Raw genomic sequence first — 14,847 nt, 5'->3', positions numbered from 1 at the left:
GAGGCACGCGAGACCCAGCACCGCCGCGCACGTACCCGCGGCGGAAAAACGGACCGACTTCGTCGACATGGGACCGCCCTCCGTCGAGGGCGACCATACTTCAAATAAATGAATTTCACATTCAATAAATTGTGCCTCTTTGTATCCCGTTACCGTCAGCTCTCTTTCCGGGCCCATTCGCGCAGAACGAACTTCTGCACCTTGCCCGTGGAGGTCTTCGGGAGCTCCCCGAAGATCACCTTCTTCGGCACTTTGAAGTGCGCGAGGTGCTGCCGGCAAAAATCGATGAGCGCGGTCTCGTCGACCGCGGGCGCTTCCGGCTTCAAGCTCACGAACGCGCAGGGTGTCTCGCCCCATTTCTCGTCCGGGCGAGCCACGACCGCCGCTTCCTGGACTGCGGGGTGGCGGTAAAGGACGGACTCCACCTCGATGGTCGATATGTTCTCGCCACCGGAGATAATGATGTCCTTGGAACGGTCCTTCAGTTGGATGTAGCGGTCCTGGTGCACCACTCCCAGGTCGCCGGAGTGGAACCAGCCGCCCGCGAACGCTTCCTCCGTCGCTTTCGGGTTCTTCAGGTAGCCCTTCATGACCACGTTTCCGCGGAAGAACACCTCGCCCATCGAAGCACCATCCGCGGGCACGGGTGCGAGCGTCTTCGGGTCGGCGACCATCAAGCCCTCGAGGACGGGGTAGCGGACTCCCTGGCGCGATTTCTTCGTCGCGCGCTCGGCGAGAGGAAGGTGATCCCATTCCCGATTCCAGGGACTCACCACCGCCGGGCCGTAGGTTTCCGTCAGGCCGTAGAGATGGGTAATCCGGAAGCCCGCTTCCTCCATGGCGCCGATTATGGTGGCCGGCGGGGGAGCCGCCGCGGTCGCCACTTCCACCGTCCCGTCCGAGGGCCGCCCCTTCCGCGCCACCGAATCGACGATCATCCGCATCACGATCGGCGCGCCGCAGAGGTGCGTGACCCCGTGGCGGCGAATAGCTTCGTGGATGCCTTCGGGGGTGACCTTCCTCAGGCAGACGTGCGTTCCCGCGTTGAGGCTCAGAGACCAGGGAAAGCACCAGCCGTTGCAGTGAAACATCGGAAGGGTCCACAGGTACACCGGATGGGTGGGCATGTGCCAGGCGAGCAGGTTCCCCGCCGCCAGCAGATAGGCTCCCCGGTGATGGTAGACGACGCCCTTGGGGTTGCCGGTCGTACCCGAAGTGTAGTTGAGGGAGACGGCGTCCCACTCGTCCTCCGGGAGCGCCCAGGCGAAATCCGGATCTCCCTCGGCGAGAAACGCCTCGTAATCCATGTCGCCGAGTCGATCGCCTTCCACGGCGAGAGGGTCATCGATATCGACGACGAAGGGCTTCCGCGAAAGCCCGGCGAGCGCGGTTCGGATCGTTGAGCTGAATTCCCGGTCGGTGAGAAGCACCTTGGCCTCGCCGTGCTCGAGGATGAAGCGGATGGTCTCGGCGTCGAGGCGAATGTTGAGGGCGTTCAGGACCGCGCCGCACATGGGAACGCCGTAATGGGCTTCGAGCATCGCGGGGACGTTGGGGGCCATGACGCTCACGGTGTCGCCCCGCCCGATACCCCGGCGGACGAGGGCGCTCGCGAGCCTTCGAGAGCGCTCGTAGAGCTCGCGATACGAGTGGGTGCGCTCCCCGTGGATCACGGCCGGATGATCAGGAAACACCGAGGCTGCCCAGGAGAGAAACGGGAGCGGCGTCAGCGGCTGGTAATTCGCGGGGTTCTTCTCGAGACCGACATCGTAGGGCGAAGGCATGGGAGATGGTAGCATCACCGGCTGAGGCGACACCGGAGCCTTTACGGGCGATCGGTTGCGCCACCTTTCCGATCGAACTATTCTTGCGCCCCAGTTAGGAGCTGATGATGTCTTTCAAAACGTTCACTGCGCTGACCATCGTTTGTCTTCTCCGGAGCGTTGCGGCTGCCGAAGAACCAACGGCCGAAGCGCGAGCGATCCGATCCATCGCGTGGCGCTCGATCGGCCCCGCCAACATGGGAGGCCGGGTGAGCGCGATCCTTGGCGTTGCCGGTGATCCCAAGACTTACTGGGTGGCCGGCGCGGATGGCGGAGTATGGAAGACCACGAATGGAGGGACGACCTTCGAAGGCCAGTTCGAGAACGAGGCGGTCTACTCGGTGGGGGCGATCGCCTTGGCTCCTTCGGATCCCAACGTCCTATGGCTCGGAAGCGGCGAGGGCGACCCGCGCAACAGCACTTCGTACGGTAACGGAGTCTACCGTTCCACCGACGGAGGGAAGAACTGGAGCCACCTCGGTCTCGACGATACCGAGCGCATAAAGCGGATCGCGGTCCACCCGCGAGATCCCGATACCGCGTACGTCTGCGCATTGGGCCATGCTTGGGGAGCCAACGAAGAGCGCGGCGTCTTCAAGACGACGGATGGCGGCGAGAGCTGGACGAAGGCGCTCTATATCGATGCGGATACCGGGTGTTCCGACCTCGACATGGATCTATCGAATCCTCGGGTCCTCTACGCGGGGATGTGGACGCACCGGCGGAGGCCGTGGCGGTTCGACAGCGGCGGAAAGGAGACGGCCCTCTACAAAACCACCGATGGAGGGAAGACATGGACCAAGAAGACCGATGGTCTTCCCAAGGGCCCCATGGATCGCATCGGGGTCCAAGTCGCGCAGAGTCGCCCCAGCATCGTCTATCTCATCACCGAAGCGGTCGATGAAGGATCGCTCTTTCGCTCGGACGACTCCGGGGAATCCTGGAAGATGGTCCACGGCGACGCGCGCATCAACTTTCGCCCCTTCTACTACAGCGACATCCGCGTCGACCCGACGAATCCCGAGGTCGTCTATTCACTCTCGGGCGGGCTTTTCAAGTCGACCGACGGCGGGCGTACGTTCGATCGCATCGCGGATGATGTCCACGGGGACCACCAGGCGTTTTGGATCGATCCCGAGGATTCCGATCGCCTGCTCAGCGGAAGCGATGGGGGCTTTCAGGTCTCCTTCGATGGGGGCACGAACTGGGACATCGTGAACAACGTTGTCCTCTCGCAGTTCTACCACGTCTTCTTCGACGACCGAGACCCCTACTACGTGTGCGGAGGCCTCCAGGACAACGGGAACTGGTGCGGTCCGAGCCGGACCGGCAACTCCGCGGGAATTCTGAAGGACGACTGGTACTCTGTCTCCGGTGGCGATGGCTTCTATGCCGTTCCGATCCCCGGCCAGCCTCATCTTGTCTATTCCAACTCCCAGGGCGGGCCGATCAATATCACCGACATCAATTCGGGGAACACCCGGCGCATTCATCCCTACCCGGTGAAGACGGGCTCGGCAGGGGACGCCATCGTCGACCACCGCTATCGTTTCAACTGGGATGCGCCTATCCACATCTCGCCTCACGATCCCGGAACGGTCTATTACGGCGGAAACGTCGTCTTCAAGAGCACCGACTACGGCTACAACTGGGACGTCATCAGCCCGGATCTGACGACCGACGATCCCGACAAGCAGCAGTCCTCCGGCGGCGAGGTCGTCACCGACAACACCGCGGCCGAGTTCCACTGCACCATCATGACCATCGCGGAATCGCCCGTGGAGCCCGGCGTGATCTGGGTGGGCAGCGACGACGGCAACATTCAAGTCACGCGAGACGGAGGTGCGCGCTGGACGAACGTCAAGGATCGGATTCCCGGCCTCCCCGAGTTCTCCTGGGTACAGAACATCGAAGCCTCTTCCCACGACGGGGGAACGGCGTACGTCGTGGTCGACCAGCACCGGATGAACGATTTCCGTCCCCACGTGTTCAAGACGACCGACTACGGCCAGACCTGGAGCTCGCTCGCTGCGGGATTGCCTCAGGACGACTACGCGAAGGTGCTCCGCGAGGATCCCAAGAACCCCCGGCTCCTCTACCTCGGCATGGAGCGCGGGATCCAGGCCTCCTGGGACGGCGGACAGACCTGGGCCTCGATACGTAATAACTTGCCTCCGGTGTCAGTGCGCGGCATCCGTATCCACCCGCGGGAGAACGACCTCATCATCGGCACTCATGGACGAGGGGCTTTCATACTGGACGATGTGGGTCCTCTCCAGAATCTGACTGCGGCGATGTCCCAGGACGCCGAACTGTTCGAAATCCGGCCCGGCGTACTCTGGCAGAGCTGGCGGCGCGGTGCGTCGTTGGGACAGAGGACGTTCGTTGCCGAGAATCCGCCGACGGGAGCCTTCATCAACTTCTATACCAAAGAATTGCCGGAAGAGCCCGTCACCCTCGTTATCAGCGACGAGCAGGGGAACAAGGTTCGCGAATGGACGGTCAAGGACGTCGAGGCCGGAGTGCACCGCGTCGTTTGGGATCTCCAGCATGATGGGCCAACGCCGCTCCAGAGCCAGCCTCCTCCAACTGGCTTCTTCGCGCGGTTTGCGAACCAAGGCCCGGCCGCGGTTCCGGGGAGTTACAGCGCTACCGTGAAGATTGGCGAGACCGAGCTTCGAAAGCCGGTCGCCGTACGGCCCGACCCGCGTATCACCGACGTGACCCAGTCCGACTATGAGAAACAGCTCGCTGCCGGACTCGAGCTGCGGGATCTGACCTCACAGGTGCACCGGGTCATCGATACGACCGCGGCCCTTCACGAGCAGCTCGAGCATCTGGAGAGCACCTTGAAGGATTCGGGACCCGACGACGCCGAGCTCGCCATCGAAACCGTGGGGAGCGCGCTCCAGGAAGTGAAGGATCTCGAGGACCGATTGCAGCGACCCATTCCCGGGCTCGGCTACCGCCAGTATCCGCGCATTCGAGAGGAGCTGCGCTCACTCGCTCGCGCCATCAGCGATGCCGCGGCGCGTCCCACAGAACCGCAAATGGTTCGGCTCGAGCAGCTCCGCCAGGAGACGGCAGAGGTCGTGAACGACCTGAGTCGCTTGCTGTCGACAACCATCAGAGATTTGAACGGCTCGCTCGGCTCCTATCCGAAGATTCTCGTAGGAAAACCGGCGACGGAACCGGATTAGCGCAGGAACGCTTTCAGGTATTCAAAAAAAATGAGGCGAGGCCGGATCCCCCAACCTTGGATGTCAGAACATTCCAACATCCAAATCCGACCTCGCCACGAAGCGACGTCCACGCGACGTTGACGCCCAGTCCTAGTTGTTTCTCATCCAGTCGCGTAGCCGCCGTAAAACCTCGAAACAACGAATCGTTGTTTCTACAGGTTTCCATTAGCAACATGGATGCCATTCCGGCAGCTTCCGGTTTGCCGCGTCTATCAAGGGATTCGTATGCACTGTGTGATTTTCGCAATGGGGCAACCAACACGAACCCGGCGTCGTCATCGGGGCGAAACACCGCAGGAGTTTACGAAGATGGCTCCCGTCGCGCCGCCCATTGGCGAAAAACGATCTGCTGATCGTTAGCCGTAGTGATTGTGATATCCGATTCGCTTTCATCCCGTCGGCTCGAATCTGGGTCCGACAAGAGGACGAAGCTTCGGGCTTACACGCCGACGCCGAAGTGGACGTGTGAGTTGCAGGTGTGACGGAGAGTCTTCTCGTAACCGGCGCCACCGGCTACATCGGGGGGCGGCTCGTGCCGCGTCTGCTGGACGCCGGCTACGAAGTCTTGGCCCTCGCTCGAAGCGCACGCAAACTGGAATCGCGGCCCTGGTCGCAAAGCGAGGGGCTCACGATCGTGGAGGCAGACGTGGCCCAAGAGGCCCGCCTCGTGAAGGCGATGCGTGGCTGCCGCGCGGCATACTACCTCGTGCATTCGATGGAGGCTGCGGGCAAAGCCTACGCCGACGTGGATCGCCGGCTAGCCGAGACCTTCGCTCGTGCCACGGAAATGGCGGGGGTTTCGCGCATCATTTACCTGGGGGGCCTCGGAGAGACGGGCTCGCACCTGAGCGAGCACTTGAGCTCCCGGCGGGAGGTCGAGCGCGCCCTCGCATCGACGAGCGTGCCGGTCACGACACTACGAGCGGCGATGATCATCGGCTCGGGCTCGGCGTCGTTCGAGATCCTGCGCTATCTCGTCGAACGGCTCCCGGTGATGCTCACGCCGAAGTGGGTGCGGACCGAGTGTCAGCCCATTGCCGTTCGAGACGTTCTCTACGCGCTCGAGAAGGTCTTGACGCTCCCCGAAGCGACGGGCCGAACGTTCGATATCGGGGGAGCGGACATCATGTCGTACCACGAGATCATGCAAACGATGGCAGATGCGCTGGGACTGCGGCGCCGTTTCATTATCCCCGTTCCCGTTCTTACTCCGCGTTTGAGCTCGGCTTGGATTCACCTCGTCACCCCGCTCAGTCATCGCATCGCGCGCCCATTGGCGGAAGGGCTCCGGAATCGCGTCGTCTGCCGCGACGACGAGTTTAAACGCCTGACCGCTCACCGCTTCATGAGCGTTCGGGAAGCAATCGACGAGGCGCTCGATTCGGTGAGCCACCATCGCGTCCCGACGGCGTGGTCGGACGCTGGGGTGATGCCTGGCGATCCCGATTGGGCCGGGGGTACAACGTTCACCGACCAGAGATCCACCATCATCGAGGCTTCAGCGGAGAACGTATTTCGAGTCGTCTCGCGCATCGGTGGCAGCCACGGATACTTCGGAACCCCCTGGCTCTGGTCGCTCCGAGGTGTTCTCGACCGACTCGCTGGCGGACCGGGTCTCCGGCGCGGTCGTCGCGATCCGGACAACCTCGAATATGGAGACGCCATCGACTTCTGGCGGGTGACCGACTTCGAGCCGGGAAAACGCCTCGAGCTCCGAGCGGAGATGAAGCTTCCCGGAATCGCAACTCTCGACTTCGACGTCAAGCCCATCGACGAGTCGCGAACACAGCTCACACAGACGGCTCGGTTCCAGCCGAAGGGCCTTTTGGGAATCGCGTACTGGTACGGCGTTCTGCCACTCCACGTGGTCGTCTTCGCCGGGATGCTGCGCGGAATCCGGGCCGCCGCCATCGCGAGCCTGGATTCTCCCGCCGCGCCGAAGATCGAATAGCTACCGAGGCCGCGGGCCGCACTTCGAAATCGCCGTGCCAAAACTCAGACGAAGAACCGCGGGTGGAACTCTCGACTGTGAACTGTGGACTGTACTTTTAGTCCATCTACACCATTCAGGCTTGATTTTTCTTGAGATGTCTAGACATGGCAAAAAGCAGGAGAAGGGCGATTCTCCAAAGAGCAGCAAGTAAAAGGATTGCGGCCACGGGCTCGATGAGCTCGATGGCGCCGAGCCGTCGCCCGGTCAGGTAGGCGAGCGGCCCGCCCACTGCGCCGGCGATTGCGGCCAGCACGAAGCGGCGCTCGAGCCAGCGGAGCGAGTGGCGAAGGGTGAGCGAGAAATTCGTCCACATGGCGACAATCCACGGAGGGCAAAGCCACGACGGAGGCGGATCGGCGCGGTACGCGATGACTCCGGTGAGGCCGATGGCCGATTCGGCGACGGCACCGAGGAGGGCGCTCGCCAGAATCAGGAATCCTTCCCGCTTCGTCGCGAAAAAGCGGAGGTGGACGGCGAGAGCCACGCCGACGATCAGAGGCCCCAGGTAAGGGCGGTCATGGGCCGCCCCCAGGACGGAGGCGAACCACCCGATTTGGAAGAGAGCGACGTTGAAGAGGAGCTTCACGACGCCGCGCTGGTTGGACGCCAGGAAGGCTTCACAAAGTGCAACTGCACATCGCCGATGTAGCGTTCGGCGAACCCACCTTCGCAATAGCTGAAGTAGAAGTCCCACATCCGGACGAACTGCTCCGAGAATCCGAGGCGGCGAACGGCGTTTACATTCTCCAGAAATCGCTCCCGCCATTTCCGCAGAGTGGTCGTGTAGTGCGAGGTGATGTCGTCAAGGTCGATGAGTCGAAGGTCGCTCGCCCGCGTCATCGACCTTACGAGGGCCGTGACCGAAGGAATGGTGGAACCGGGAAAGATGTAACGCTTGATGAAATCGACGTCGCGACGGTGGCGCTCGTAGCGCTGGTCGGCGATCGTGATCGACTGGAGCAGCATCGACCCCTCGGGGCGAAGGAGGCGGGCGCACTTGGCAAAGAACGTATCGAGGTTTCGGTGGCCGACAGCCTCGATCATCTCGATCGAAACGAGCTTGTCGTAGACGCCGCTGAGGTCCCGGTAGTCCTCTAGGAGGACCTCGACCTTGCCTGAGAGCCCCGCTTCCCGGACGCGCTCCCGCGAAAGGTCGTACTGTTCCCGCGAGATCGTCGTCGTCGTCACCCGACAGCCGAAGTGGTGGGCAGCGTGGATGGCGAAGCCGCCCCATCCGGTTCCGATCTCGACGATGCGATCCGCGTGGGAAAGCTGGAGCTTCCGGCAGATTCGGTCGAACTTGGCGACCGATGCGTCGCGAAGAGAGGCGGCTTCGTCCTCGAAGATCCCGCAGGAATAGGCGAGCGTCTCGTCCAGAAACAAGCGGTAGAAGTCGTTTCCAAGATCGTAGTGCTCGGCGATGTTTCGTCGGCTGCCCCGGCGCGTGTTCCTTCGCGAGAGCTGATGGAGGACTCTTGCCGGCCGGGCAAGCCTCGCGAGACCGCCCTCGAGACCGTGGTGAGCCGCATCGCTCCTGGCGAAGAGCCGCACGAGACCGGGGAGATCGTCGGTGGACCACAGGCCATCAATGTACGCCTCGGCCGCCCCGATGGTCCCGCCAAGAAGCGCCGCACGGTACGCGCTGGTGTCGTGTACCTCGACGGTCGCGGTGAGCGGAAGCTCGCGCGGGCCAAATTCCTGACACGAGCCTCCTTCCACGAGGCGAATCCTGCCTCCGCCGACGTGACGGCAGCAGCGATGGACGAAGCTTCGCGCGAGATGGTCGAGGAACGCCGCCACGCGACTCGATTCCCTTATGCAGGCGGTGGAAAGGGTGAAAGATTCTTTCATCGCGGAACCACTCGATCGGGATGAGGGGTGAAGGGAACGTTCTTCCACCAGAGCTTGAACGCCTGAAGGTAGATGCGAGAGATCACCTGGAGCGTCATGAGCGGATAACGGATGAGCCGCGCGTTCAGCGCGCTCGTCGTGAGCTCCTCCCGCTCCAGGCAGAGCGTGGAATCGAACACCAGGCGCTCGTCGCGGAGGTTCTCCATATGTACCGCGAGCCGCTCGCCCGGGATGGAGAAACGCCACCTATAGCCCATATCCATGGGGAGAAAAGGCGAGATGTGGAACTCCTTCTCGAGCTCATACCGTCGCACGGTTCCGGACGGGCCTCCGCCTCCGAGCACGTAGCAGTGCTGCTCGCCCCACGGGGTGTTGTTGATCTCGGCGATGATGGTCGAGAGCGTGCGGCCATCTTCTTCGTAGCAATAGAAGAAACTGACGGGATTGAAGCGATAGCCAAAGTAGGCGAGATGCGTGAGGAGTCGAATCGGGCCCCGCAGGCTTCTCCCCGAGCGCTCGGCGACGAGCTTCCTCACGGACCGCTCGAGCGATTCGTCCGGAGGGCCGAGGTGATCGCACCTTCGAAACCGAGCGACCGCCGGCCTCGACGCCGACCAGAGCCACCTCTTCGAGAAGACCTCATCGATCTCGGCGAGATCGAGATAGAGCAGGAACAGCCGATAGCGAAAGTGGTTCGGTTTAGGCTCGTACCTCCGGTGGCGGATCCAACCGTCGTAGATGCAGCTTTCCATCACAGTGTGACCCCGAAGGGCGCCGTCGCCTCGAGAGCGCTGTTCACCCCGTCTTCGTGAAAGCCGAACCCCCAATAAGCGCCGCAATAGGACGTGCGATGGCGTCCGCTCACCTCGGAGACTCGGGAGTGGGCGTCCAGGGCTGCCTGGGTGTAGATCGGATGGTGGAACTCGACTCGGTCCAGAATCCGGTCCGGACGAACGGAAGCGGTTTGGTTCAAGCTCACGCAATAGTTGGGGCCGTCGCCGAGGCTCTGGAGTCGATTGGAGTAGTACGTGACGTGAGGACTCGCCTGGGGACGAGCCGGCACGACGTAGTTCCAGCTCGCCCAGGCGCGACGATTCCGAGGTAGGAGGCGATCGTCGGTGTGGAGCAGGGTGTCGTTCGGCTGATAGCGGATCGCACCCAGGACATCTTTCTCGGACTCGGTGGGATCCTTCAGCATGGCGAGCGCTTGGTCGCTGTGAGCGGCGATCACGACGTGGTCGAACGCCGACGTGCCGCTCTCGGTGGCCACGGTGACCCGGTCGGAGAACCGGCGGATCTCCCGAACCGGCGCGTTCAAACGAATCCGATCGAAGAAAGGGAGGACGATGCGCCGCAGGTAGCTCTGCGAGCCTCCTCGGATCGTACGCCAGAGATACCCCCCGTTCGGCTCGAGGAATCCATGGTTCGCGAAGAAGCGGGCGAAGTAGGTCGCGGGAAACCGGCTCGTGTTTTCCGGCGCCGCCGACCAGATCGCCGAGCCCATGGGGGCGAGGAAGTCTTCCCAAAAGCGGCGCGAGTAGCCCCCCTCCGTCACGTACTGCTCGAGCGTCGTTGTCGAGTGGTTTCCGTTCTGGAGGAGCTCGCGACTGCGCCGGTTGAACCGTGCGATGTCCAGAATCATGCGGTGGAAGGATGGAGAGAGCAGGTTTCGTCTCTGGGCAAAGAGCGTGTTCAGCGACGTGGTGCGGTACTCGAGCCCGCTCGTTTCGGACCGGACAGAAAAGCTCATCTCGCTCGGCTGGGAATCGACGCCGAGCTCCCCGAGGAGGCGAACGAAATTGGGGTACTTTTCCCTGTTGAAAACGATGAACCCCATGTCGATCGAGACTGGGCCGTTCTCTGACGGCACCGAAACCGTGTAGGCATGTCCTCCGATCCGGTTCGACGCTTCGAACAGAGTGACCTGATGCTTTCGGGACAACAGATAGGCGGCGGTCAAGCCTGAGATACCGCCGCCGATGACTGCGATTCTCATTGTGTTGATTTAATCTATATATTTTATTGTATATTGTCAAGACATACGCATATAATTGGGTCAGTTATTGAGACAATGATTACACTTTGGCTGGAAGGCTGGGCGCTGGTCATTCTACTGTTCGTTGCGCTCTGGCTCGTCGAGCTCCGCAAGGGCGACGCGAGCCTCGTGGATGCGGGATGGGCGGCGAGCGTGGGCTTTCTCGCTGTCTTCTTCGCCGCCCGGGGTCCGGGTCTTTTTGACCGCCGTCTGTTGATGGGATTCGTGGTTGCCCTCTGGGCGTCTCGACTCGCCGCCTACATCGTGCTCCGGCATCACCGCTCGGGCGAGGACGGACGCTACCAGGAGATCCGGGTGCGGTGGGGAGAACGCGCCCATCGTTTCTTCTTCTTTTTCTACCAGGCGCAGGGGCTCCTCGCGGCGCTGCTGTCGCTCCCGTTTCTTCTCATCGCGTTCGACGAGCGTCCGGCCATCGGTGCGCTCGAGATCGCAGGCTATACGCTCTCTCTTGCGGCTCTGTTGTTCGAGAGCCTGGCCGACCGGCAGCTCGCCCGCCACCGGCGCGACCCGGCGATGCGCGGAAAGACCTGCCGCACCGGTCTCTGGCGTTATTCCCGGCACCCGAACTACTTCTTCGAATGGCTCATCTGGGTGGGCTATGCGATCGCGGCGCTCCGGGCGCCCTACGGCGTGGCCGCCTTGGCGAGCCCTCTCCTCATGCTCTACCTCGTTTTGCGCGTTACCGGGATTCCGCCGACCGAAGAAAGAGCGCTTCGAAGACGGGGCGACGAGTACCGCCGCTATCAGCGCACGACGAGCGTCTTCGTGCCGTGGTTTCCGCGCGAGGAGGCTTCCCCGTGATCTGGCCGAATGCGTTTCGTCTGGTGGATACCGGTCTCGTCCCCGACGCGCTCGTGCGGATGGGAATTCGGACCATCCTCCGTTCGCGGATTTCCGAGCAGGAGCGCGGTGGAGTCGAAGCTCAACGAGAGCGGTTCCGCGCCTTGCTCCGGTCCCTCGACGAAAGCGCGATCGCCGTCGAGACCGACAAAGCCAACGAGCAGCATTACGAAGTGCCCGCGGAGTTCTTCCAGCTCGTCCTGGGAAAACACTTGAAGTACAGCTGCGCACACTGGCCCCAAGGAGTCCAGGCGCTCGACGACGCCGAGGAAGCGATGCTGGGACTCACCGCCGAGCGCGCCAGCGTCGAAGACGGAATGGACATTCTCGATCTTGGATGCGGATGGGGCTCTCTGTCGCTCTGGCTCGCAGAAAGGCACCCGCGGAGCCGGATCCTCGCTCTTTCCAATTCCGCTTCGCAGAAGCGATTCATCCAGGCGCGTGCTTCGGAACGCGGCCTCGGAAATCTCGAAGTCGTCACGGGCAACGTGAGCCGATTCGAGACCGAGCGCCGCTTCGACCGGGTCATCTCGGTCGAGATGTTCGAGCACATGCGCAACTACTCGAGCCTTCTCCGGAAGATTTCCGGCTGGCTTCGCCTCGATGGCAGGCTTTTCGTGCACATCTTCACCCATCGACGCTTCGCCTATCCCTTCGAGACCGATGGCGCGGACGACTGGATGGGTCGGTATTTTTTCACCGGCGGCACGATGCCGTCCCGGGACCTTCTCCTTCATTTTCAGGACGACGTGGGGCTCGTGCGCGACTGGACTCTCTCCGGCCGGCACTACCAGAAGACCGCGGAAGCGTGGCTTCGGAATCTGGATCGAGAGCGAGACGCCGCGCTCCGAGTCTTCGAGACGGTCTACGGCCGGGAGGGCGCGAAACGGTGGCTTTGCCGATGGCGTGTCTTCTTCATGGCGTGCGCTGAGCTCTGGGGTTTCCACGGTGGAAACGAGTGGACCGTCTCGCACTATCTCTTCTCGCCCCGTCATTCCCTCGCTTCTTTATGATGGCCGCTGATGGAGGAATCATGTTACTGAGCCTGCTCCTGCCGATGCTGGCAATGAACGCCGAGATTACGACCGTGCCCCACCTGGACCTCGAGAGATACCAGGGGAAATGGTACGAGGTCGCGAGGCTTCCCAATCGCTTTCAGCGCGACTGCGTGGGGGCAACGGCGGAGTACAGTCTTTCCGCCGACGGGAAGGTCTCGGTCCTCAACACCTGCTACACCGAGGACGGCAGCCTGCGCACGATTCGGGGAAGCGCGAAGCCCCTCGATGAGACGAACGCTCGACTCGTCGTCCGTTTCGAAGGACTCTTCTTCAAGCTCTTCTCCTGGCTCATCAAGCCGAACTACTGGGTAATCGAGCTCGACTCGGAATATCGCTACGCCGTCGTCGGGACCCCCGATCGCAAGTACCTCTGGGTGCTCTCTCGCGATCCGGAAATGGCCGAGGAGCGATATCGCGAGCTCATCGACAGAGTCGCGGCGCAGGGTTTCGATGTCGAGAGAATCCTGCGGACGAGGGTCCCATGACGTCGGCCTAGAAATCGCGCGTCACGAACAGGACGAAACTGGATATCGCATCGCGATCGACCGTCGGGCTCTGGCGAATTCCTTCGCCGAAGGTGGTGCGGTTCCAGAGAGCGAAGAGGGACCAGCGTGGCAAAGGACGGTAGATCGCCGAAAATGCGAGGTCCCACGAGAGCGTTCCCTGACCCTCGTAGGCGGGCCTCATGCTCGTCGCCTCTTCGATCCCGACTCCGTAGTAGTAGTCCACAAAGCGCGCCGACTGCCATCTCGGTCCGAATCCTGCGAGAACGAGAAGCCTCTTCCCCAGTGGAGCCCCGGTGACCGCCTGGGCGTTGAAATCCTGTCCGTTGCTCTTCCCGAGCACGTCGGTCAATGCCGCGGCTCGAAAGCCGACCGGCCGTCCTCGGTAGACGACCTCGACGCCGCCATCCATCGACGTGCGCCGCCGTTCCATTCCTTCGAGGAAGGGACTGTCTTCCGGTTCCAGCCCCTGAAAGCGCGCTTGCGCGAACGAGCTCACGTTCCATTTCGGAGTAGAGAGGAGCTCGTAACCGCCCCGGATTCCCTGAACGAACCAGCGCTGATAACGGAAGTTGACAACCGGGATAGGAAACGTCTTCGATTTCGCGTCCACGTAGGGCCGAGGGCTCGAGACGAAACCGCCGCCCACGCCCCAGCGGAGCTTCTGGGATTCTTCGGCAGCGACCGACGCGCCTATAACCAGGGCGCCGATGACGAACACGGCCCTCATCGATACCATGTCAATCCTTTCCTATTCTCTTGCCGGAATCGGTGATCTCGACCAGCTCGGAAGGCGGGCTCGAAGAAAACCTGTTTCATCACGTTCATCGCCTTGGCGTCTTTGATCGGCACGCTGTTTCATGGAATCGAGCTTCACGGACATCCGACAAACGTAGTGTAGAGAAGAACGATTCTACTGTCAATAAAATATCTAACATTTTTATTGTACACACCTCGCACAATTGCCGGGGGGACATCGCCATCTGCCTCCTGCGGCGTCCTCTGGCGATAACGATCTGCTGGCTGTTAGCCGTAGTGCTTCTTGTACATGCCGCGACGAAAGAGCCAGCCGCCAAGCCAGCCCAGGTGCCTCAAGAGCGGGTAGCGGTACTTCAAGTCGATGAGCTCGATCAGGTTCCCGTCGCAATCCTTGATGAAGAAGAACGTGTGCCCGTGTTTGGACTTCTCGACCTCGCTCACGATCTCGACTCCCTGCTTCGCCAGATAGTCACGCCATTGGTAGCAGTTCTTCACGTCGAAGCTGATGTGCGTCATGCCCACGCGGCTCCACACCACGTTCTGGGCCGGCTGCCCTGGGGTGAACTCGAAGATCTCCAGCATGCCGCCACCCGGAGTTCGCAGCCAACCGATCCGACATTTCGGATCTTCCGCGTCGACGCCAAAGAAGGTACGCACCCTTTCCGGGTCACTATTGCCGACGCCGACGAGACGGCAGCCGAAGTGCTCGGCGTAGAACTGAA

General features: G+C 62.0%; 12 protein-coding genes. 5 read left to right on the top strand and 7 right to left on the bottom strand.

Features of this window, described 5'->3' with window-relative positions:
- Positions 1-155: 155 nt before the first annotated feature.
- Positions 156-1,784: an acyl-CoA synthetase gene (locus VEK15_27385; GenBank protein HXV64452.1), complete on the bottom strand. Its 1,629-nt coding sequence runs from the start codon at positions 1,782-1,784 to the stop codon at positions 156-158.
- A gap of 104 nt (positions 1,785-1,888) precedes the next feature.
- Between VEK15_27385 and VEK15_27380 the strand changes: the two genes are divergently transcribed.
- On the top strand, positions 1,889-5,023 hold the full coding sequence (locus VEK15_27380) for a hypothetical protein (protein ID HXV64451.1): 3,135 nt from the start codon (positions 1,889-1,891) through the stop codon (positions 5,021-5,023).
- A gap of 520 nt (positions 5,024-5,543) precedes the next feature.
- Entirely contained in the window at positions 5,544-7,016 is a 1,473-nt protein-coding gene (locus VEK15_27375) for an SDR family oxidoreductase (GenBank protein HXV64450.1), read from the top strand.
- 115 nt (positions 7,017-7,131) lie between these two features.
- Here VEK15_27375 and VEK15_27370 read toward each other — a convergent pair whose 3' ends face one another.
- Genes VEK15_27370 through VEK15_27355 form a run of 4 tightly spaced genes read right to left on the bottom strand, consistent with a single transcriptional unit; the run spans position 7,132 to position 10,905 of the window.
- Entirely contained in the window at positions 7,132-7,644 is a 513-nt protein-coding gene (locus VEK15_27370; GenBank protein ID HXV64449.1) for a DUF2878 domain-containing protein, read from the bottom strand.
- Positions 7,641-8,909 (bottom strand): cyclopropane-fatty-acyl-phospholipid synthase family protein, encoded by a 1,269-nt coding sequence (locus VEK15_27365; GenBank protein HXV64448.1) that lies wholly within the window; start codon positions 8,907-8,909, stop codon positions 7,641-7,643. Before VEK15_27365 ends, VEK15_27370 begins: the two co-directional genes overlap by 4 nt.
- Complete coding sequence (locus VEK15_27360; GenBank protein ID HXV64447.1) at positions 8,906-9,661, bottom strand: DUF1365 domain-containing protein; 756 nt, start codon at positions 9,659-9,661, stop codon at positions 8,906-8,908. Before VEK15_27360 ends, VEK15_27365 begins: the two co-directional genes overlap by 4 nt.
- Entirely contained in the window at positions 9,661-10,905 is a 1,245-nt protein-coding gene (locus VEK15_27355; protein HXV64446.1) for an FAD-dependent oxidoreductase, read from the bottom strand. The genes VEK15_27360 and VEK15_27355 overlap by 1 nt, the downstream gene beginning before the upstream one ends.
- Before the next feature lie 75 nt (positions 10,906-10,980).
- On the opposite strand from VEK15_27355, the gene VEK15_27350 reads away from it, so the two are divergent.
- Genes VEK15_27350 through VEK15_27340 form a run of 3 tightly spaced genes read left to right on the top strand, consistent with a single transcriptional unit; the run spans position 10,981 to position 13,348 of the window.
- The gene (locus VEK15_27350; GenBank protein HXV64445.1) at positions 10,981-11,766 is read left to right on the top strand and encodes a DUF1295 domain-containing protein; all 786 of its coding nucleotides are present in this window, start codon (positions 10,981-10,983) and stop codon (positions 11,764-11,766) included.
- Entirely contained in the window at positions 11,763-12,818 is a 1,056-nt protein-coding gene (locus VEK15_27345; protein ID HXV64444.1) for a cyclopropane-fatty-acyl-phospholipid synthase family protein, read from the top strand. The genes VEK15_27350 and VEK15_27345 overlap by 4 nt, the downstream gene beginning before the upstream one ends.
- A gap of 20 nt (positions 12,819-12,838) precedes the next feature.
- Positions 12,839-13,348, top strand: a complete 510-nt coding sequence (locus tag VEK15_27340; GenBank protein ID HXV64443.1) for a lipocalin family protein — start codon at positions 12,839-12,841, stop codon at positions 13,346-13,348.
- A gap of 7 nt (positions 13,349-13,355) precedes the next feature.
- Here the strand turns inward: VEK15_27340 and VEK15_27335 are convergent, their stop codons facing one another.
- A complete protein-coding gene (locus VEK15_27335) occupies positions 13,356-14,105 on the bottom strand; it encodes a MipA/OmpV family protein (GenBank protein ID HXV64442.1) in 750 nt (249 codons plus the stop codon).
- Between the two features lie 287 nt (positions 14,106-14,392).
- Positions 14,393-14,847 (bottom strand): VOC family protein (locus VEK15_27330; protein HXV64441.1); only part of this gene is annotated, 455 nt, incomplete at its 5' end.

It is taken from the genome of Vicinamibacteria bacterium (genome assembly GCA_035620555.1).
In the GTDB taxonomy this organism is placed as follows: Bacteria; Acidobacteriota; Vicinamibacteria; order Marinacidobacterales; family SMYC01; genus DASPGQ01.
This window is presented reverse-complemented; position numbering and strand designations above follow the sequence as displayed.